The sequence below is a fragment of the Streptomyces sp. NPDC020983 genome, assembly GCF_044333485.1.
GTDB lineage: Bacteria > Actinomycetota > Actinomycetes > Streptomycetales > Streptomycetaceae > Actinacidiphila.
The window spans coordinates 429,834-450,380 of sequence record NZ_JBIRRA010000004.1 but is presented as its reverse complement, the minus strand read 5'-3'; the positions used below and the strand labels follow the sequence as shown (position 1 = coordinate 450,380).

10 protein-coding genes are annotated in these 20,547 nt (G+C 71.8%); 4 read left to right on the top strand and 6 right to left on the bottom strand.

Annotated elements, in window-relative coordinates; all coding sequences use genetic code 11:
- Positions 1–61: 61 nt before the first annotated feature.
- The 3 genes from ACH4SE_RS10945 to ACH4SE_RS10935 form a co-directional block, all read right to left on the bottom strand.
- Positions 62–880 carry an SAM-dependent methyltransferase gene (locus tag ACH4SE_RS10945; RefSeq protein WP_398543005.1) on the bottom strand — a complete coding sequence of 273 codons (819 nt, stop codon included), beginning with the start codon at positions 878–880 and terminating at the stop codon, positions 62–64.
- A 68-nt stretch (positions 881–948) separates the two neighbouring features.
- Positions 949–1,767, bottom strand: a complete 819-nt coding sequence (locus ACH4SE_RS10940; protein ID WP_398543004.1) for an SAM-dependent methyltransferase — start codon at positions 1,765–1,767, stop codon at positions 949–951.
- A gap of 101 nt (positions 1,768–1,868) precedes the next feature.
- Positions 1,869–2,693, bottom strand: a complete 825-nt coding sequence (locus ACH4SE_RS10935; protein WP_398543200.1) for a helix-turn-helix domain-containing protein — start codon at positions 2,691–2,693, stop codon at positions 1,869–1,871.
- A gap of 976 nt (positions 2,694–3,669) precedes the next feature.
- On the opposite strand from ACH4SE_RS10935, the gene ACH4SE_RS10930 reads away from it, so the two are divergent.
- Positions 3,670–6,285: a hypothetical protein gene (locus ACH4SE_RS10930; protein ID WP_398543003.1), complete on the top strand. Its 2,616-nt coding sequence runs from the start codon at positions 3,670–3,672 to the stop codon at positions 6,283–6,285.
- Between the two features lie 73 nt (positions 6,286–6,358).
- Here ACH4SE_RS10930 and ACH4SE_RS10925 read toward each other — a convergent pair whose 3' ends face one another.
- Positions 6,359–6,874, bottom strand: a complete 516-nt coding sequence (locus ACH4SE_RS10925; protein WP_398543002.1) for a DinB family protein — start codon at positions 6,872–6,874, stop codon at positions 6,359–6,361.
- Positions 6,875–6,950: 76 nt separating this feature from the next.
- Between ACH4SE_RS10925 and ACH4SE_RS10920 the strand changes: the two genes are divergently transcribed.
- Positions 6,951–7,319, top strand: a complete 369-nt coding sequence (locus ACH4SE_RS10920) for a VOC family protein (RefSeq protein ID WP_398543001.1) — start codon at positions 6,951–6,953, stop codon at positions 7,317–7,319.
- Between the two features lie 36 nt (positions 7,320–7,355).
- Here ACH4SE_RS10920 and ACH4SE_RS10915 read toward each other — a convergent pair whose 3' ends face one another.
- Both ACH4SE_RS10915 and ACH4SE_RS10910 read right to left on the bottom strand, forming a co-directional pair.
- Positions 7,356–7,763 (bottom strand): hypothetical protein, encoded by a 408-nt coding sequence (locus ACH4SE_RS10915; protein ID WP_398543000.1) that lies wholly within the window; start codon positions 7,761–7,763, stop codon positions 7,356–7,358.
- 12 nt (positions 7,764–7,775) lie between these two features.
- Positions 7,776–14,588 (bottom strand): RHS repeat-associated core domain-containing protein, encoded by a 6,813-nt coding sequence (locus ACH4SE_RS10910; protein WP_398542999.1) that lies wholly within the window; start codon positions 14,586–14,588, stop codon positions 7,776–7,778.
- A 364-nt stretch (positions 14,589–14,952) separates the two neighbouring features.
- Between ACH4SE_RS10910 and ACH4SE_RS10905 the strand changes: the two genes are divergently transcribed.
- The gene (locus ACH4SE_RS10905; RefSeq protein ID WP_398542998.1) at positions 14,953–19,950 is read left to right on the top strand and encodes a LamG domain-containing protein; all 4,998 of its coding nucleotides are present in this window, start codon (positions 14,953–14,955) and stop codon (positions 19,948–19,950) included.
- Positions 19,951–19,993: 43 nt separating this feature from the next.
- A complete protein-coding gene (locus tag ACH4SE_RS10900; protein WP_398542997.1) occupies positions 19,994–20,512 on the top strand; it encodes a YcxB family protein in 519 nt (172 codons plus the stop codon).
- Positions 20,513–20,547: the final 35 nt, after the last annotated feature.

Below are 20,547 nucleotides of genomic sequence, written 5' to 3'. Positions count from 1 at the left end.
TCCGCGAAGGGCCGCCACATCCACCGGAAGCCACCGACACGAGAACAGCCGCCCGCAGGGCTCAGCGCTTGACGCCGACCCCGCCGTAGAAGCCGATGTGCGCCAGCTCCTCCGCGGGCATCACCGGGCCGTCCGGGCGCCACAGCGGGGCTTGGACGATGCCCGGCTCCAGCAGTTCCAGGCCGTCGAAGAAGCGCAGGATCTCGTCGTGCGAGCGCAGGCTCAGGACGGCCGTGGCGTGGCGGTCCTTGTAGACGTCGCGCGCCTGCGCCCAGTTGGCGTCCGCCTGGTGGAAGTCGGGGGTGGAGTGGGTCATGACGAGGTGGCTGCCCGCCGGGAGGGCGTCGAGGTAGGCGGCGACGAGCGCCGCCGGGTCCTCGTCGTCGCGGACGAAGTGCAGGATCGCCAGCAGCATCAGGCCGACCGGCTGGTCGAAGTCGATGAGCCGGCCGATGGTGGGGTGTTCCAGGATGCTCCGGGGGTCCCGCAGGTCGCCGAGGAAGAAGCCGGTGCTGCCCGCGCCGACGAGGTGGGCGCCCGCGTGCGTGGCGACGATGGGGTCGTTGTCGACGTACGCGACCCGGACGTCCGGCGCCACCGACTGCGCCACCTCGTGGGTGTTGGGGGAGGTCGGGATGCCGGTGCCTATGTCGATGATCTGCCGGACACCGCTCTCCACCAGCAGCTTCACCGAGCGCTGCATGAAGGCCCGGTTGGCGTGGGCCATGGGCACGAGTTCCGGGGCCAGGTCGATGACGCGCTGGGCGGCCTCGCGGTCCACCTCGTAGTTGTCCTTGCCGCCGAGGTAGTAGTTGTACATGCGGGCCGGGTGCGGCCTGCTGGTGTCGATCTCCTCAAGGCTGAATCCCTGGTCGGCCAAGGCTGCTGTCCTCCGGTGGTGCGGTCGTGCTTCGTCACGAGGTGGTGTGCGGGCGGGGCCGGGACCGGTCAGAGCTTCACGCCGACCCCGCCGTAACCGCCGATCCCGGCGAGGTCGCGCTTGCCGGGCGTCGGGCCGTCCGGGCGCCACAGCGGCAGCTGGACGAGTCCGGGGTCCACAAGGTCGAAACCCTCCAGCAGGCCCGTCAGCTCGTCGTACGACCGGAGGTTGAAGGTGGCGGTGGCGCGGCTCTGCCGGTAGACGTCGGCGGCCTCCTCCGAGCCCGTACCCGGCTCGTGGAAGTCGGCCGTGACGTGGCTGAAGATGAGGTAGCTGCCCTTGGGCAGGGCGTCGCGGTAGGCGGCGACGAGCCCGGCGGGGTCCTCGTCGTCGCGGATGAAGTGCAGGATCGCGACCAGCATCAGGCCGACCGGCTGGTCGAAGTCGATGAGCTGGCCGATGGTCGGGTGGCCGAGGATGCTCTGCGGGTCGCGCAGGTCGCCGAGGAAGAAGCCGGTGTTGCCCGCGCCCAGCAGGTGGGCGCCCGCGTGGGTGGCCACGATCGGGTCGTTGTCGACGTACGCCACCCGGACGTCCGGCGAGACCGCGTGCGCGACCTGGTGGGTGTTGGGCGCGGTGGGGATGCCGGTGCCGATGTCGATGATCTGCCGGATGCCGCTCTCCGCGACGAAGCGCACGGCCCGGTGCATGAAGGCGCGGTTCGCCCGCGCGGACGGCACCGCGTCGGGCAGCAGCTGGATCACCTGCTGGGCGGCCTCGCGGTCCACCTCGTAGTTGTCCTTGCCGCCGAGGTAGAAGTCGTACATACGGGCCGGGTGCGGCCTGGTCGTGTCGATCTCCTCGACGCTGAATCCCTGGTCGGTCACGCCGTCCTCCGGTTCGTGGTGGCCTCGCCGTTGCGCGAGCCCACGGTGTACTCGTCGTCCTGGTTGCCGCACGTGCCGTCGTCGCCAGCGCGGTGCATCGGTCAGAAGTCCTTGCGCATGCCCTCAAGCATGGCTTTGGTGCTGCGCGCGGGCGCGGCCTGTGCGCACATCCGGTCCAGTGCCTCCAGGAAGGCCGAGACGTCGTCGCGCTCGTCGAAGTAGACGCCGCTCACGAGGCTCTCGACGTAGGCGATGTCCGGGATCTCCTGGAGCTGGAAGCGGAAGATGTGGAAGGGCCCGTACATGGCCGGGTGCGGGCCCGCCGCGAAGGGCATGATCTGGAGCCGGACGTTGGGCAGTTCGGTGGCCTCGATGAGCCGGTCGATCTGCTCGCGCATGACCTTGCGGCCGCCGATGGGGCGGCGCAGCACGGTCTCGTCCATGACGAACCAGAGCAGCGGCGCCTTCTCCTTGCTCAGCAGCGCCTGCCGTTCGGTCCGCAGCGTGACCAGCCGGTCGATCTCGGCGGCCGGTGCGTGCGGCTGGCCCGCGCGCAGTGTGGCGCGGGCGTAGTCGGGGGTCTGGAGCAGGCCCGGCACGTAGTGCGGCTCGTAGGCGCGGATGATCGACGCCTCTCCTTCGAGGCTGACGAACGCGCTGAACCAGTCCGGCAGCACGTCGCGGAAGCTGTGCCACCAGCCGGGGCGGTTGGCCTCGCGGGCGAGCGCGAGGAAGCCGCTGATCTCCTCCGGCGAGGTGACGCCGTAGGTCATGAGCAGCTTCTCCACGTACGGGATCTTGAGCCCGACCTCGGCCTTCTCCATGCGGCGGATGGTCGCGTGCGTGACGTCCAGCGCCCGGCCGGCCTGCTCGAAGCTGAGTCCGGCCTGCTCGCGCAGGTCCTGCAGGCGCTTGCCCAGCACCATGCGCAGGACGGTGGGGGCACCGCCCGGCCGGGGGTCCATCACGCTTTCTCCTTCTCCAACTGCCGTGGCCGGAAAGCAGTCTGTCATGGCGTTAGCGGCGCGGGACAGCGATGTCGGGCCGCATCTGCACAGCGCAGACCGGACATTGCCCGCCGTTGTCCCCATCCCCCTCACCCTGCCCATCAGGGCGGCCCCGCTGCCCGCGGTGCGCGCGATCCAGCCACTTCGGCCACAGGGTGGGGACGGGCGGGGGGCGCCGCGCGCGAGCGGGGTGACAGCACGTACGTCTCAGGCTCGTCCTCGCCGACGAGACCGTGCGGGACGCGCCCGCAGGCTTCATCGGGGCCGAGGGCCGGCAACCGCCGTCCGCAGGCGGATCCGGAGACCCGTGGCAGCGGTGGACGCCCACTTTCCGCCGGGCCGAAGCGCAGGGCGGCACGGAGCGCCGACGGGCGCCGCGCCCCGGGGCCGCGCACCGGTCGGCCCCGGATGTCGCGGTTGCGCAACTTCTTCCCCGGCCCGTGCGCGCTGCCGCATCATCGGACGGTGACCGACACCGGCTCCGCACCCGGCTCCCCACCCCGGCCGCTCCGGCTCCTCCCCCTCGGCAGATTCACGGCCCCCTCCCTGGGAGGGGTCCTGTCGGTCACATGGGTGCGGGACGGCCGGCGCGTGCTCCTGCCCCTCGGCGGCCGCGGACACCCGCGCCCAGTGGGACGCCCTCCGTGCAGCCCTCACCCACGTCACCCGGGACGCCGCCGCCCACGGACTCCCCCTCCCCGCTCCCCTCGCGGCCTGGCGCGAGTGGGTCCTGCCGGTGGCCCGGCTGTCCTTTCCCGCGGGCAGCATCGTCCCGGCGCTCCGCCCGGTCCGGGACGCGGGGCGTCATGCGGATGCGTAGGCCGGAAGAATGGCGGATCGAGGGGCGGGCGTGTGTCACGCCCGGGGGCCGGACGGGATCTCTACGTTGCCCGGTATGGACCTGAGAAATGCAGCCGCTCCCGCTCCGCGGCGGGGACGGAATCGGATCGGGCGGTGGGCCGCGGGCGGGCTCGGCCTGCTGGGGCTGGTGGCTGCCGGGATGGGGCTGCCGGCCCAGACGGCCGCCGCGCAGGGCGTCGGCGTGCCGCTGGTGAACGAGACGTTCACCGGGGCCACGGCGGACGCGGAGTTCGAGGGCTACGGGGACGCGTGCCTGACCGGCGCACCCCAGGCCCCGGCCCCCGGCCCCGGTGCGCACCCGCTGACCGGCTGCCCGCCCGGCGCGGTGGGCCCGGTGCCGCCGGACGACGCCGCGCCCCACGGCTACCTGCGGCTGACCGACGCGGGCAACGACCGCACCGCCGCCGCCCTCTACAACCACGCCCTCCCGGCGAACCAGGGCCTGGTCACAACCTTCGACCAGTGGCAGTACGGCGCGACGACCAACCCGCCGGCCGACGGCATCTCCTTCTTCCTCATCGACGGCGCCGCCTCCCTCACCGCACCCGGGGCCTTCGGCGGCAGCCTCGGCTACGCGCAGAAGCTTCCCGACGACAACCCGGACGCGCCCTTCCTGCCGGGCGTCAACCACGGCTACGTCGGCGTCGGCCTGGACGTCCTCGGCAACTACTTCGGCGACTGGGAGCACCGCGGCAACGGCTGCGCCACCCGCTCCCCCGCGGGGACGGTCTTCCGCATCCCCGCACCGGGCCAGAACATGGTCACGCTGCGCGGGCCCGGCAACGGCACCGAGGGCTACTGCTTCCTCACCGCGACGACCAGCAACTTCTCCACCACCGGACCCTGGCCCTCCACCCTGCCGGGCCAGCTCCAGGGACCGACGACCTCGCTCCCCGCCGACGCCACCCCGGAGCAGGCCGAAGCGCTCCTGGAACCCTCGCGGCGCACGGTGACCGTCGAGATCTCCCCGGCACCGAACCCGGTGATCACCGTCTCCATCGACTTCCACGACGGCCAGGGCACGCAGCAGGTGCTCTCCGCCCCCGCGCCGCAACCGGTGCCGAGCACGTACAAATTCGGCTTCGCGGCCTCGACGGGACTGTTCACCGACGTCCACCTCATCCGGAACGTCACCGTCCGGCCCGCGGCCGCGCTGCCGCAGCTCAACCTCGTCAAGCAGGTCTCCGAGAACCAGCCGCTGCCACTGCCGCTCGTGCCCGGCACCCAGGTGCCGTACCAGTACGTGGTGACCAACAGCGGCACCACGGAACTGACCGGCGTGACCGTCACCGACGACAGGGCCGGCGACGTCACCTGCCCGCGGACCACCCTCGCGGCCGGTGAGACCATGACCTGCACGGCCACGTACACCGTCACCGACGAGGACGCCGCCGCGGGCACGCTCACCAACACCGCCACCGCGCACGGCCGGGCCGACGACACACCCGTGGAGTCGCCCCCGGACAGCGTCACGCTCCCCGTCCAGTCCGGGCCCGGGATCCGGCTGGAGAAGTCGGTGGACGACCGCCGCGAGTACCAGGCGGGCGACGACGTGACGTACCACTACACCGTCACCAACACCGGCCCGCAGACGCTCACCGACGTGGCCGTCACCGACAACCGCGTGGCCACGGTGACCTGCGCCACGACGGCCCTCGCACCGGCCGGCGAGCCCGGCGACAGCACCACCTGCGAGGGCACGTACACCGTCACCGACGCGGACGCGGACGCCGGGTCGGTCACCAACACCGCCACCGCGCAGGGGCAGGCCGACGACGTGCAGGTCACCTCGCCGCCCGACCACGCGACCGTGATCGTCGCCTCCGAACTGGGGCTGCGGCTGGAGAAGTCGGCCGACGACAGCCGCGTCCACCACGCCGGGGACGAGGTGACGTACCACTACACCGTCACCAACACCGGCAACCGCACGCTGACCGGGATCGGGGTCGACGACGACCTCGTGCAGGACGTCACCTGCGCCGCCGACACCCTCGCCCCGGGCGCCACCACCACCTGCGAGGGCACCTACACCGTCACCGCCGACGACGCGGCGCGCGGGACGGTCGTCAACGTGGCCGCCGCACACGGGCGGTACGGGGACCGGGAGGTCGTCTCCGAACCCGACAGCGTGACCCTCCGGGCCGCCGCCCGCCAGGCACTCCGGCTCACCAAGTCCGTCGACGACCCGCGCACCCACCAGGTGGGCGACGACGTGACCTACACCTACACCGTCACCAACACCGGCGACACGGAGCTGACCGGCATCACCGTCACCGACGACCGCGTCACCGGCGTGACCTGCGCCGAGACGACCCTCGCCGCGGGCGCGACGACCACCTGCACGGGCACGTACACCGTCACGGCCGAGGACGCCGACGCCGGATCGGTCACCAACACCGCGGTCGCCACCGCCGAGAACGGCACCGTGCGCTCCAACCAGGACCAGGCGACGGTCACCGTCGAGCCCGCGGAACACCCGTGCCCGCCGAAGCCCTGCCACGACACGTACGGCAAGCCGTGCCCGCCGGAGCCGAAGCCGGAACCCTGCCACGACACGTACGGCAAGCCCTGCCCGCCGGAGCCGAGGCCGACACCGGAACCCTGCCACGACACCTACGGCAAGCCCTGCCCCCCGAAGGCGGCCGCGTGACCCCGTGACCGCCCCGCCACCCCGCCAGGCCCCCGCCCGCACCACGGGCGGGGGCCTGCGCGCTGAAGGCGCCTCAGGTGCCCGCGCGTCCGTCCGTGCGCTCGCGCAGCAGGTCGGCGTGGCCGTTGTGGCGGGCGTACTCCTGGATCATGTGGACGTACACCCACCGCACACTCAGCCGCTTCCCCGACGACGCGGCGAACGTCTCGTCGAGCCCGCGCCCGGCCACCGCCGCCCGCGCGGCCGCGACCTCCTCCCGGTACCGCCCGAAATCCCGCTCGGCGCGGGCCGCCTCGACCCCGGCGAAGCCCTCGTCGCCCTCGAACACGTCCCCCACGTCCTCCCCCGCGACCCGGCGCCGGAACCAGGCGCGTTCCACCTCCGCCATGTGCCGCACCAGGCCCAGGAGGCTGAGGGAGGACGGCTCCGCCACGACCCGCGCGAGCTGCTCGCCGTCCAGCCCCGCGCACTTCGCGAGCAGCGTGTCCCGCTGCCAGTCCAGCCAGCCCTCCAGCATGGCCCGTTCCGGGACGACGGCCAGCTCCCCGATCCACCCACCCCGCTCGACCTCCGGCGCCCTCCACGTCATGGCCCCAGCCCTTCCGATGAGTTCTCCGTCCCCGAACGGTCTACCGGATGTTGCGACCGTTCCCGACAGGAGTGCCATGTCCACCATCCAGCCCGTGATCCTCGCCGCCGACCTGAACGTCCTGCTCGGCTTCTACACGCGGCTGTTCGCCGCCGAGGAGACCTTCCGCACCCCGGAGAAGGGCCCCGCCTTCTACGTCGGCCTGCGCGTGGGCGACACCGACCTCGGCCTGGTGGCCAGGCCGGACGCGGACCTCGGGGCGGCTCCCCGGATGCTGCTCAGCGTCGCCGTCGACGACGTGGACACCACCCTCGCCCGCCTGGTCTCCCTCGGCGGCGAGCACACCGGCGGCCCCACCGACATGCCCTGGGGCCAGCGCGTGGCCCACGCCAAGGACCCCGAGGGCAACCCCCTGAACCTCACCCAGCCGGTCCCGGCGGGGTGATCCGGCGCCTGCGACGCGGCCCCCCTCCGCCGGGCGTCACACCACTTCCATCTCGAACCCGAACTGCTCCCGCACGTCCCTCGCCATTTCCTCGCCCGCGAACCGAGGGATCCTCCGCTCCCACCAACCCCAACCCCCGTGCATCTCAAATCCCCCTTCGAGCACGCTCTTGAGGCGGAGATCCAGCCCGGCCACCTCGTCGAGGAACCAGGCCGCGTCCGGCATGTCCCCGATGCCCGGGCTGGCCACCACGGCCTGCAGGAACCGTCGCACGGACAGGTCGTCCCAGTACTCGAAAAGCGTGGCGGAATATCCCTCCTCGCAGTCCTCCACGAAATCGGACCACATCTCCAGAGCGCGCCCGGGAGTTCTCGGCTGACGGCGGCCGAGTTCCCGCAGAACGTCGTTGAAAAGTTCAACGAAGGACACTTCGACCTCCGGCACCAGGGGATGCCACTAGCGATACTTCATCGTGGAACGACGGAAGTACGAAAGGCCGTCGTCGGGGCGGAAGAAGGTGGAGATGGTTCCGCTGCTGTTTCGATATCCGTAGTAGCCGGTGGCGGGGTCGTACCTGTGGACTCCCCCGCCTTGAGTGTAGACATTGATGGATCCGTCCGGACCGTCACCGGCCATGAAGTCGCGTGCTGCGTCACGGTAGGCCTTGCGACCGCCGAGGCGGTCGAACTCGGGCATGTCAGCGTCAACCGCTCGCGGTTCGCGCTGCACACCCCTCCTGATCTTGATATCCACGCCCTTGACGTGTTTGGCGTAATGGACTCCGGCGGACATGTCGGAGTTGAAGTCCGGCCGATCGTCCTCGGGGTGCGCCACGCTTGCGGTACTCGGCCGGCCACCTCCTCCACCACCGCCCTCCCCCGCCGCGTGGCCCGCGCCGGCCAGGTTGGCCATCACGGCGGCGCCCGCCGCCAAAGTTGTGGCGCCCGCGGCTTCCGCGGCCACGCTCAGGCCGGCTGAGGCCGCGGCCACGCCTGCCATGGCGAGGGAGCCGGATGCCACCCACGACTCGGCGAAGGCGGTCGCCATCGGGAAGGCGATCTCCGGCATGATCACGATCGCCGTGACGATCGCGGCGGCCGCGAGCGCGATGGCGGCGGCGGTGATGATCGTGTCCAGGTGGCGTTTGACCTGGCAGGAGACGTTGTACCAGGCGCAGTGGCGCTTGGCCGCCTTCGCCGCGGCGGCCCTCGCGGCGGCGCGGGCCTTGGCCTCGGCCCTTTCCTGGGCGGCCTTGACGGCGGCGGCGTAGGCCCTGGCGGCGGCGTCCGCGGCCTGCCTGTCGGCCTTGGCGACGGCGTCGTTGTAGCCGCTGCAGGTCTTCTTGGTGCAGAGGGCGCCGAAGCCGTTGTCGTGGGCGAGCTTCTGGGAGATGGGCTTGCCGCCCTTCTCCGTCGGGACGTTCATGGTGGGGTCGGCCCACCAGTTGTCCAGGCCCGTCGGGTCGCTGAAGGTGACGGGGTTGCTCGACGCGTAGGTGTAGCCGTTGAGCTGCTGGGAGTCGGATTCCAGGACGGGGTCGAGGGAGATGAAGCGGCCGAGGCCGGTGTCGTACTCGCGGGCGCCGATCGTGGTGAGTTCGTCGTCGGGGTCCTGCGGGCTGTTGAGGAAGCCGTTGGGGTCGAGCCAGCTGCTGCCGGGCGTCGGGCCGCGGGGGGCGCCGTAGGGGGTGTACTGCTGCCAGGACGGGTTGGCGGCGGTGCCGTCGAGGGCGAGGGTGCCGGTGCCGTGCTGGTCGCCGTACTCGAAGCCGTAGCCCTTGTTCGTGACGACGGCCTGGCCGCCGCCGGGCAGGTCGTAGGAGCGGACGTTGCTCAGGGCGCCGGAGGTGGTGTCGAGGGTGATCTGCTGGTCGGGCAGGAAGACGGTGACGGTGCCGGGATCGGTGCGCTCGACGACGCCGCCGTCGGCGTCGTAGAGGTAGCCGGTGGTGCGGGTGCCGGTGGTCGCGGTGCTCAGGCGGCCCTCGTCGTCCCAGGTGAGGGCCTGCGCCCCGGCGGTGGTGGGGCGGGAGACGGTGTCGCCGAGGCTGTCGTAGCAGTAGTTCTTGGTGGTCGTGGTCGCGCCGGTCGTGGTGGCGGCGGTGGCGAGGGTGTGGGCGCCGGAGCTGGAGGCGGCGCAGCCGGACGCGCTGCCTCCGTAGGCGTAGACGGTGCTGGTGTCGGCGCCGCCGGTCAGCGAGTGCTGCACCTGCTGCTTCGGCTGGCCGAGGCCGTCGAAGGTCCAGCTCGTCCAGTAGGCGGCGCCCGCGATGCCGTCGGTGACGACGGCGGAGGCGGTCTGCGGGGTCGGCGCGGTGTCGCAGGTGCCGGCGGCGCTGCTGCCGGTGGTCCACGCCTGCGTGAGCCGGTCGAGCGCGTCGTAGCGGTAGCACTGGGTCTCGGTGGCACCGCCGCCGTGGATGTCGGTCTGCGAGGTGATGTTGCCCGACGGGTCGTACGCGAACTTCGTGTGGTCCAGCGGGCTCGCCGAGACGGCGGTGTTGACGACGTTCTGGTCGATGAGCGCACCGGTGTGCGTGTCGTAGGTGCTGGTGACGAGCGCCTTCGCCGTCGCCGATCCGACGACCTGCTGCACTGCCTGGCCGAGGGCGTCGTAGGCGACGTTCTGGACGTAGCCGTGACTGCCGGAGAGCGTGCACTCCTGGTCGATGCCGTTGTAGCCGCAGTACCCGGTGGTCAGCACCTCCTTGGCCATGCCGCCGGCCGCCGGGACGAGCGTCGCCTTGGGGCGCCCGACGGTGTCGGTGTAGCTGTGCTGGTAGGTGTAGTCGCCGGCGAGCGCGCTGGTGCCGGGGACGGTGTACGTCTCGCCGAGCGACTCGGCGAAGATGTTGAAGCCCTTCTCCTGGGTGACGAAGACGCCCGCGGGGGTGTAGGACCGCGACGCCGTGAGGTGGCCGATGGCGTACGTCATCCCGGGCACGGCGTTGTCGCTGTTGTCGTACGTCCACGAGGCGACCTCGTTGGTGGACGACTGCGCGGCCAGCGGCGCGTCGTACTCGGCGACCTTGCGGTTGAGCTTGTCGTAGACGAACGACAGGGTGTGCCCGGCCGGGTCGGTGGACTGCACCTGGTTCCCGGCGCCGTCGTAGAGGATCGGGGACTGCGCCGGGGTGCTGCCCGAGTCCGGGTCGGTCGAGCCGACGACGTCGCCGTGGAAGTTGTAGCGCGTGCCCCAGACGTCGCCCGCGGAGTCGACGGTCTGGTAGGCGCGGCCCAGCGCGTCGAAGGTGTAGTGGGTGGCCTGGACGGTGCCGCCGGTGATCCTGGCGGTGGTGAAGCCGCCCGCGGTCGCGGTGGTCACCGTGGGCGCGGTGTCGTACTGGTCGAGCTCGGTGGTGCGGCCCATCGCGTCGGACACGGCCGCGGTCGCGGTCTTCCCCTGCGGCGGGACGCTGATGGTGCGGTCGCCGAGGTACTGGCTGTAGGAGACCTCCCGGACGGTCTTGTCGTCCAGGCCGGTGACGACGGTCGGGCGGCCCAGGCCGTCGTAGGAGGTGAGCGTCTGCTGGTGGACGTTGTTGTCCGCGGTCTGCTCCAGCACCCCGTTGGGGTTGGAGGTGTCGTCCTCGTAGGCGTCGTTGGTCTGGACGACCCAGCCGTGCGTGTCGTAGAAGGTGTCGCTGATGATCCGCCCGGTGCCGGTGGTGACCGCCTGGTCCTGGGTCTGCCGGGTGCGCAGCAGCGCGTCCAGGAGGTTGGTGGACGAGGTGTAGCCGCCGGAGTCGTTCATCACCTGGGTCGTGACGACGACGGGCGCGGTCGTGCCCGCGGCCGGGATGCTGTAGCTGTAGAGCTGGTTGGCGGGCTTGTCGGTGGTGCGGGAGTCCTGCCAGACAGCGACGGTGCGGCCGAGCCCGTCGGAGTGGACGGTGGAGACGACGCCGTTGACGTCCGTGGCGGTCAGCGTGATCGCGCGCTCGGGGTCGTACGTGGACGTCGTGCTCTGGCCGAGGGCGTTCGTGGCCTTGACCGCGGTGGTGGTCAGGTAGGGGGTGTCGGTGTAGGCGGTGGTGGTTTTGTTGCCGTTGCCGTCGTAGGTGGCCACCGGTCGGCCGTGCGCGTCGTACACGGTGGCCGAATCCGTCCGGTAGACGAAGGCCCCGGCCGCGTAGCCGACGGCGTCCTGCTGCACGGACGATTCGCCGAGCGTGGGGGCGGACTGCGGCCACACCGGCGACGCGGGCTGCGGCCAGGTCGCCGCCATGGCCGGGCTGTCGTAGAAGGTGCGGGTGTCCGAGATGACGTCGGTGGCCCGGTCCAGTACGGCCGGCGCGGTCAGGGCGTTGGTCTGCGCGGCCGTCGGCGCGCTGGCACCGGCCGGTGAGGAGCCGCCGCACGGCTTGGCGTCCGTCTCGGTCTCGGCGACCAGGCCGGTGAGGTTGAGCGCGGTGTTCGCGGCGGCGTACGTGGTGCGCGTGCACGTCTCCTGCGAGCCGGTCGTGCCGGCCTTCGCGAGATCGCCGTGCGCGTAGGAGAACTTCTCCAGGCCGAAGGTCGGCGAGTCGGTGTCGGTGTCGAAGCTGACGTCCGTCTCGGTGGTGCGCCACGTCGTCGGGCTGGTGCTGGTGACCGCCTGCCGCTCCCACGTCTCGACCTGCCCCATGGCGTGGGCGGTCAGCGGCGGCAGCCCGCTGCGGGTGCGGCTCGCGTAGGACGCCGACAGCCAGTAGGAGTTGATGGTGGAGTGCTCGACCGGGCCGCCGTCGTACGCGTAGGTCGCGCTCTCCAGCGTCTGGCCGGAGAACTGGTCGGTGTCGGGGTGCTTGCCGCCCTGCGAGTCGGTGAGCGTGACGGACCTGCTGGACGTCGACGACAGCCAGTCGCCGTCCATGCCGCGGTAGTACCAGGACTCGGACAGCGTGAGCGGATCGGTGCCCTGGCCGGTGCGGACCTGGACGTCGCCGTAGCCGCGCCACTGGCCGTAGGTGCGGTACTTCGCCTTGACCAGCTCGTTGTCGTCGTAGTGCCAGGCGGCGGGGCCGAGGTACTTGTACGACGTGTACAGGCCCGCGGAGCCGCCGGAGGGGTCGGACTGCGCGACCGAGGTGGCGACGTACTTGTTGAACCAGTCCAGGTACGACGTCGACACCCCGTCCGGGGTCCACCGGACGGGGAAGCACGACGCGGTGTTGGCCGCGGGGTCGAGGTTCTGGATGCTGCTGGGCGTGCAGGCCGAGACCAGGCCGTAGGTGACGCTGATGACGCTGCCGGTCTCGGTGGTGATCGAGCCGATGCGGTAGCGGTTGAACGGGCCGAGGCCGCCGCCGGTGCCGGAGGTGAAGTTGACGCGGTTGGCCAGCATCGTCGGCGCGAAGACCACCTTGGGCAGGGTGACCGCGGGACCGCCGGCGGTGGTGTCGGAGCCGGTGTGCGCGATGGACTTCAGCCACAGGGTGGAGGTGTTGAAGGTGCCCGTGGTCGGGACGGACTGGTCCAGCGTCCAGGAGTCGACGGGGCGGTAGGTGCTGCCGTCCCACTGCTGCGTGGTGATCGAGGAGAGCCGCACGGTGGAGAAGAAGGCCGGGCTGTAGCTGTTGCAGCCGGACGTCTTCTCGCACAGCAGGTCGAAGGGGACGTCCGGCCAGCTGGACGCGGTGTCCTTGGTCAGCGCGGGGCAGCTGTCCTGGCCGCAGCGGTCGCCGGTGGCGTAGACGACCTGGTCGGGCACGGTGCCGTAGGCGTTGCCGTCCGTGAAGCCGTAGTCGATGTGGTCGAGGTAGCTGTCCCGGACGTAGCTGCCGTCCGCGGCGCCGTCCCGCTCGCCGTAGTGGTTGGTGGCCTGCTTGTAGTAGTACGCCATCGCCCCGCCGTGCAGGTTGGTGACGTAGTCCAGGTGCCAGCGGTAGGCCATCGTGCACACGGAGTCGGCGAAGCTGGAGGTCTTGTGGCAGGGACCGGAGGAGTCCGGCGAGAAGACCGGCTCGGTGTCGACGGAGTGGGTGGTGGGCTTGCCGGACGTCCACCCCGGCAGCTCGTTGCGGCCGAAGGAGAAGACGGTGCCCGAGCGGTCGGTGACGGTCCAGTAGTCGGTGTTGTACGTGCCGCTGCCGTTGCCGGTGTCCGTCTTGTGGGAGACGACGTCGCCGCTGCCGTTGGCGGGCTCGTAGGCCTTCTTGGCGGCGTCCCAGATCAGCGAGGTGGTCGAGCCGTTGAGGGAGAGCGTCAGCAGCGGGCCGGCGTAGCACATGTCACCCGTGCCGTCCGCGCTCGGCAGCTCCGTGCCGGCGACGGCGTCCGCGCACGAGGTGAAGGACTGCTCGATGAAGGAGTCGGCGGCCGACCAGCCGTCGCCGATCCACGAGGCCTGCGCCTGGGTGGAGGCGACCTGCCCGTCGACGCTCCCCGAGTCGTACGACAGGTCGGGGGTCGGCTCCAGATCGGTGACGGAGGGCGGCACGGAGATCGGGTAGGAGTAGTCGAAGGAGCCGGCCGAGCCGCCCGCCGTCCACGAGCCGGACGGCTTCATCGACGTGGCCCCGTACTGGCCGCCCGCGCCGCCGCCGTCACCGGAGGAGGCGGCGGAGGTGGCGGCGAGGAGGACGGGGGCGGCGGCCCCGGTGGCGGGGGCGGACAGCGCCATGGTGGTCGACAGCGTCTGCGCGGCGGCGTCGTTGGTGGTCCGCAGCGGGGTCTGCTTGCGGCACGAGGGCAGCTGCGGGGTCGTCAGCGCGCAGGCCGGGAGCTGGACGAGGTGCAGGCGGGAGGCGTAGTCGCCGCCGTACGCCTGGGCGAAGGACCCGTAGTCCAGGCCCAGGCGCACCGTGCCGGATCCCGCCCCGGCGGGTGTCACCTGCGCGACCACGCCGCTGACGCCGGCGTTCGCGGCCGCCTTCCGGTCGAGCACCTTGACGTGCAGCGCCGTCAGACCGCCCTTGCCGCCGTCGGCGCCGCTCCTGCCCGCCGCGCCGGCCTTGCCCCCAGCGGCGTCGGCGCGCTGGGCCCACACCGGGTTGCCGGGGCTGCTGCTCCGCGCGGAGGTCAGCTCCAGGGTGCCGGACACGGCGGACGGGAAGGCGGTCGCGGTGGCCTTGTACGGCTTCGGCTGCCTGGCGGGCTTCGGGGCCGCGCGGTGGACCGCGCTCACCGGGACGGGCGCGCCGAGCACCGGCTTCGGCGCGTGCACGTGCGGCCGGGCGGCCGGCAGCGCGGACGCGACGGCGGTCTGGAGGACCAGCGCGAAGATCGCCAGCAGTGCGACCCGCAACGACAGGAACCGGTTTCTGTTCCACCACAGCTTCGACCGCACAGCCCGCCCCCGCTTTCTCCGGACAGCGTCCGGACCAACTGCGCGGCGGCACAAGGCTTTTGCCGCAGAGCATCAGCGGAGGAAGTTATCGCCAGACGCCGGGCGGATGGAATCAGATGATCCCTGTGATGTACATCACTCTTTCGTGCAGTTCTCGTGAGCGTTTCGTGACGACCGGCGGAAATCTCAAGCCGAACCCTGGCGACAGTAAAGCGCTCTCCAAATTCCGAGCAGATTCGGGGGCAAAAAGGGGCGTCGTTCCTCACCCCTTCGCACGGGACACTCATCGGCCCCGCAGGCGGTCCGGAATACTCGCCGCGACATGCCAGGCGCCCAACTCGGGCAATCGCGAAGTGAAGGGACCATGGCTAACAGACCACGCAAAAACGCCTCAAGAAAGGGGGCCGCCGGGCTCGCGCTCGGTGCGCTCACCGCGGCATTCCTCGTGGCTCTTCCGCTCGGCCCCGCAGCGGCCGAGGGCGGAATTCCCGCCTCCCCGTCCGCGGGCGGCAGCGCGCACGGACCCCTCTCGGCGGACCAGGCGGCGGCGAAGGCGCAGAAGACCGGCCGCCCGGTGGTCGCCTCGGCCCTCACCACCGCGATCTCGCAGACCACGGCCAATCCGGACGGCACCCTCACCCTCACCCAGACGGCGGCCCCCACCCGCGTCCTGAAGGACGGCGCCTGGACCGCGATCGACCCGACCCTGACCGCCAACGGCGACGGCACCCTCTCGCCCGGGGCCGTCCCGGGCAGCGTGGTCCTCTCCGGCGGCGGCACCGGTCCGCTGCTGTCCCTGCACACGGGCGGCCAGGGCTTCACCCTCACCCTGCCCACCGCGCTCCCCCGGCCCACCCTCTCCGGGCCCAGCGCCGTGTATGCCGGCGTCCTGCCCGGTGTCGACCTCACCGTGACCGTCGGCCCCACGGGCAGCGTGAGCGACGTCCTCACCCTCCACACCCCCGCGGCCGCCCACAACCCGCGGCTCGGCGCGCTGCTCGACGCCGGCATCGCCACCACCCCCGGCCTCACCACGACCGCCGACGCCAACGGCGACGTCCAGGTCCGGGACGCCGCCGGGCACCCGGTCTACACCGCCCCCACCCCGCTGGCCTGGGACTCCGCCGACGCCACGGCGGCCACCGCCGAGCCCGGCACCGCCGACGCCCGCGCGTCCTCGGCCCGCGGCCGCGGCGCCGCCGCCCGCAGCCTGCCAGTCGGCGTCACCGCCGGACGCGGCAAGCTCGCCCTGACCCCGCCCGCCGGCCTGCTGGACGCGAGCGACACCCGCTGGCCCGTCTACCTCGACCCCACCTACTCGCCCGCCTACGGCGCCAGCGGCTGGGCCAGCCCCGGCTCCGGCGTGCCCTCCCAGAACTTCTGGAAGAGTTCCGTTTCCTACACCGGAGACGCGGAGGTCGGCCCCAGCGGCGACGTCCAGGACGAGGCGATAAGCCTTTTCAATTTCCCCGTCACCACGGCCCTGAAAACAGCGAAGATCTTCAGCGCCCACTTCGACATCACCGAAACGTATTCCTGGGCGTGCCTCACGTCCGGCCACAACCAGACCGTCGACCTCTACGCCCCCACAAAAGTCCTGTCGTCCTCCAACGCCACCTGGAACAGCTGGTCCGGCAGCCTCGGCAGCAAGGTCGACTCCCAGTCCTTCGCCATGGGATACAGCAGCAGCTGCCCGGCCGGCGGCGCACCGCCCTTCGACGTCACGAGCACCATCACGAAGGACATAACCGCCGGAACCACCGCACAGACCTTCGCCATGCGCGCGGACAGCCGTACCGACAACTACGCCCTCAAGCGCTTCAACCCGAAGACGGCGCAGCTCGTCATCACCTACGACAAATACCCGAACACCCCCAAGGGCCTTTTCACCTCACCGCCCACGAACTGCTCGAACACGGTCCTGGGTGACACGGCCGTCAGCCTTTACGCCCCCGTCTCCACCCCGACCGGCGCGGCACTGACGACGACCTTCACGCTCTACAAGACCGCGGACACCGCGAAGACCAACCTGCTGACGCCCGCGAACGGGATCGCCGCCGACACGTACCACGGCGCCTCGGGGCAGAACGCCGTGCTGAAGGTTCCGGAAACGTTCTTCAAGGCCAAAGCGGCCGGTGCGAACACGTCCTTCACCTGGCGTGTGCAGACCTCCGACGGCACCCTCGCCTCGCCCTGGTCCGCCACCTGCGCCTTCTCCTGGGACGCCAGCAGGCCCGGCGCGCCCGGCGTGAATCCGGCGGCCTCGCCGCCCGACGGCAGCCACACGTGCCCGACGCTCGACGCGCCCGACACGGGATCGGCCCAGCCGCTCGGCGCCCGGTGCTCGTTCGACGTCACCCCTCCCACGGGCGGCACCATCTCGGGCTACGCGTACCAGCTCAACCAGTCGGCCCCCGTCACCGTGGACGCGACCGGCCCGACGACCATCACCGTGCAGGTCAGCCGGCTGGTCAACACCCTCACCGTCAACGCCGTGTCCCCCGGCGGGAACCTGGGCTCGCCCACCTTCGTGGAGTTCACCGGGACGGCGATCACCCCGCCGGCCAGGGACGGCGACATCAACCTGGACGGCACGCCCGACCTCGTGACGGTCGGCGGTCCGGGAACGGGCATGCCCTCGGGCGCGTGGCTGGCCACCGGCCACCAGGACGGCACGGTGAACCAGGCGGCGTCCGACATCGGCGCCAACGGCCTCCAGAAGGACGGTCTCGCCACCACCGCCCCACCCGCCGACTGGGACGGCGCGCAGGCCGTCACCGGCGACTTCTGCGGCAACGGCGCCCAGGACGTCCTGGCCTACTTCAGCGGCGACGGCAGCGGCGACATCGTCTGCAACGACGGCAGCAGCGATCCGCTGGAACCCGGCAGCCCCACGACGGTCGGCCAGTCGTCGGCGTCGTACGAGATCCCCGCGGGGTCCTTCGCCGACGCGGACGGCACCCCGGCCACCCAGGTCGTCGCCGCGGGCGACACCAGCGGCGCCGGCACGGGACGCCCCGACCTGCTCGCCACCGTCGGCGACCAGCTCTACCTCGCCTACAGCTTCACCGCCAACGCGTACGGCACCATGTCCGACCCCGACTGGGGCGGCTGCGCGAACTGCTACGCCCTCAGCTCCTTCACCTCCCCCGACGGCGGCATGGACTGGAGCAGCTGGACGATCGCGACCGCCCAGCTGGGATCCGGCACCGCCATGTACCTGTGGAAGCCGTCCACCGGCGAACTCGACCTGTGGACAGGCCTGTCGCTGGCACAGGACGGCACCTCCCTGACGACCACCGGCCGGTACCGCATCGCGCAGAGCGGCTGGCACACGAACCCGTCCGGCCCCCTGTCGCTGCGGGCCGCCGACCTCACCGGCAACGGGGTGCCGTCACTGTGGGCCGTCGACCTCACCACCGGCGAGGTCGCCTGCTCCACCCCGTCCGCGCTGGCCGACGGGGCACAGTTCGACGCCACGACCACGAAGCTCCTCACCGCCGACCACTCCTGGCAGTTCGCGGACATCGGCGACAACGACGACGGCGCGGTCTTCACCGGCAGCGCGGACAGCACCGGTTCCCTCCCGCTCGCCCCGGTGACGTCGGGAACGTCCGCCGCCCGCTGGAACACCGGCGACCTGTTCAGCCCGGACGTGCTCCTCAACGGCACCGCGGCGAGCGACCTGCACGCGGGCGCGGCCGTCGGACTGAAGCAGAGCTTCACCGTCTCCCTGTGGGCGAACCCTTCCGCGTACGGCGGGGCCGTCCTCTCGCAGGACGGCGGTTCCTACTCCGGCGTCAGCATCCTCGCCACCGCCGGCGGCTGGCAGGCGAGCCTCAACACCGGTGACGGCTCGGCCGGCGGCGCCGACGTCATCACCGGCGGCCGGACCCAGCTCAACACCTGGACCCATCTGACCCTCACCTACAACAGCGCCATCGGGGTCGCCGACCTGTACGTGAACGACACCTACGTCGCCACGGGCGCCCACGCGGCACCGGCCACCGGCGCGAGCGGCGGCTTCCACCTCGGCAGCGACCTGGTCAACAAGAGCCGCGCCGACTTCTACGCCGGGCAGGTGGCCGACGTCCAGATCTGGGCCGGCCACGCGATCGCTCCCCCGCAGCCCTCGACCCCGCCCGGCTACCACCAGGCCGTCACCCCCACCCGGATCCTGGACACCCGCACGACGGCCGGTCTCGTCCACGCGAGCCACAACATCACGGCCGGCACCAGCACCGTGCCCGGCGGTTCCGTCATCCAGCTCCAGATCAGCGGTGACGCCGTCACCCCCATGGTCGCCGGGGCCCCGAAGGCGGTGCCGTCCTCCGTCACGGCCGTCGCCGTGGACGTGACGGCGGCCAACGAGCAGGACAGCGGGTACGTCACCGCCTACGCCGACGGAGCCCAGCGGCCGCTGAGCTCGTCCGCCAACTTCGCCGCGGGGGTCACCACGACCGGGTACCAGATCGTGCCCGTCGGCGGGGACGGCAAGATCGACCTCTACACCCACGGCAACACGACCAGCAACATCGCCCTCGTCGTCGACCTGACGGGCTACTTCACCAGCGATCCGGCGCTCACCGGCGACGAGACCTACGTGCCGCTCACCTCGGCGAGCCGGATCCTCAACACGCTCAGCAGCACTGCCGGCACCAGTCTCACCGCCACCGGCACCGTGCCGGCCGGCAAGGTGTTCACGCTCCAGGTCGCCGGGGCGAACGGCGTACCGGCCAACGCCACCGGGGCCGCCCTCAGCATCACCACCACGGGCGCGACGAGCGGCGGTTACCTGGGCCTGTACGCCAGCGGCACCACACCGGCCGACCTCACCACGAGCCTCACCTACGACACCGCCGGGCCCCAGGCGTCCATGGCCGCGGACACCCCCTTGGGCAGCGACGGAAAGATCACCGTCAACAACCACAACGGGGTCACCGCCGTCCTCGTGGACGTCTCCGGCTACTACGTCGCGGGCACCTCGGGGCAGACCTACCACGCCGTCAACCCCACCCGGCTGGTGGTGACGGCGAACGGGGTCGGCGGACCCGTCGGCGCCATCCAGGGCGGGGACACCTACGTGCTCTCGCAGGCCGACGTCCGGGAGATCACCACGGCGCCCAGGCCCACCCTGGCGCTGATGCTCACCGAGGCCTCGGGGACCGCCGCCGGGTACGTCACCGCCTACCCCTCGGACGGGACCCGTCCCGTCACGTCCAACCTGAACTGGGCCGGAGGGGACATCAACGCGAACCTCGCGGTGGTGCCCACGAGCGACGGCGGCGAGATCTCGTTCTACAACCACAGCAACGGGACGCTGGCTCTCATCGTCGACTGCAGCGGCTACTTCGCCGGCTGAGCCGGCGCTCCCGTCCGGCCACGTACAGAGAAGGGCAACACACTTGGACATCCAGATCGAGAGCCGCATGACGGTGGAGGACATCACCGCGGCCTCCTTCCACATCCAGCGGTGGGAGGTGATGCGCGTGCTGCCCGGGGCCGTGGTCCTGGGGGTGGTGGCCGTGCTCACCGCCTTCACCGTGCCCGTGGTCGCCGTCGTGTGCGGCCTGGCCTTCCTCGTCGTCGCGGGACTGCACCTGAAGTGGCGGCGGGACGCCCGGCGGATCGCGCAGAGCGCGGTGCGGCTCGCCGACCCGTACGCGGTGCGGTTCACCGACTCACGGGCGGCCTTCGCCCAGAACGGCACCGAGTCGGCCTACCCGTGGGACGAGATCGCGTACGTGACGCGGTCCGACGCGGCATGGATCGTCGTGCCGAGGGATCCGCGGGAGGTGTTCATGCTGCCGCACCGGGCCCTGTCGCCGGCGCAGACGGGTGAGTTCACCCGGCTGCTGTCGGGCTGGCCGCAGCGCAGGTACCGGAAGGCCCGGCTGCCCGCGCCGCGGATGCCGCGGTTCTGACCCGGTCACGGCAGCGGGGCCCCGCCGGGCGATCC

Bases quoted from the DNA above. Each gene is read 5' to 3' on its own strand.
- ACH4SE_RS10920 (WP_398543001.1), top strand. From the start codon at position 6,951: ATGTCCACCATCCAGCCCGTGATCCTCGCCGCCGACCTGAACGTCCTG.
- ACH4SE_RS10935 (WP_398543200.1), bottom strand. From the start codon at position 2,693: ATGGTGCTGGGCAAGCGCCTGCAGGACCTGCGCGAGCAGGCCGGACTC.
- ACH4SE_RS10925 (WP_398543002.1), bottom strand. From the start codon at position 6,874: ATGACGTGGAGGGCGCCGGAGGTCGAGCGGGGTGGGTGGATCGGGGAG.
- ACH4SE_RS10930 (WP_398543003.1), top strand. From the start codon at position 3,670: ATGGACCTGAGAAATGCAGCCGCTCCCGCTCCGCGGCGGGGACGGAAT.
- ACH4SE_RS10905 (WP_398542998.1), top strand. From the start codon at position 14,953: ATGGCTAACAGACCACGCAAAAACGCCTCAAGAAAGGGGGCCGCCGGG.